Source organism: Nitrosospira sp. NpAV (assembly GCF_000832065.1).
Classification (GTDB): domain Bacteria; phylum Pseudomonadota; class Gammaproteobacteria; order Burkholderiales; family Nitrosomonadaceae; genus Nitrosospira.
In genome coordinates this window covers 1-494 of sequence record NZ_JXQM01000255.1, presented here as the reverse complement: position 1 = coordinate 494, position 494 = coordinate 1, and the positions used below count along the sequence as shown (strand labels likewise).

The following is a 494-nucleotide window of genomic DNA, read 5'->3' as shown; positions in this document are numbered from 1 at the left end:
CCGAGAAGCCATCGTAGTATGCGGCGATGTCTCTGATCCCGAATACCATGTCGGAATCATCAATCGTACTAAGGAAGCTTATGGCGGCCTGGATATCGCAGTTAACAATGCCGGTATCAGCCACAATTTCGCCCCGACCGCCGAGATTCCGCTTGCAACGTGGGATCGGGTGATCCGCATCAATCTGTCTGGCGTGTTCTATGGTGTGCGTGTGCAGATCCCGGCCATGCTTGAGACGGGCGGCGGCGTAATCGTGAACATGTCCAGCATTGCCGGTGCAGTAGGTTTTCCGGGCCTGTCACCGTATACCGCCGCCAAACATGGCGTGGTGGGACTGACAAAAAATATCGCTGTGGATTACGGCACACAGGGCATTCGCGCCAACGCAGTGGGTCCCGGTTTCATCAAAACCGAACTGATCGACTACGTACCAGCCGAGCAACGTGCCACGCTGGAAGACGTGCACGCCATGCGCCGGCTGGGAGAAGTAGAAG

General features: G+C 56.7%; 1 protein-coding gene. It reads left to right on the top strand.

What is annotated here, in order from left to right:
• The coding region (locus SQ11_RS16045; RefSeq protein ID WP_041515211.1) for an SDR family NAD(P)-dependent oxidoreductase at positions 1–494 on the top strand (494 nt) is incomplete at both ends.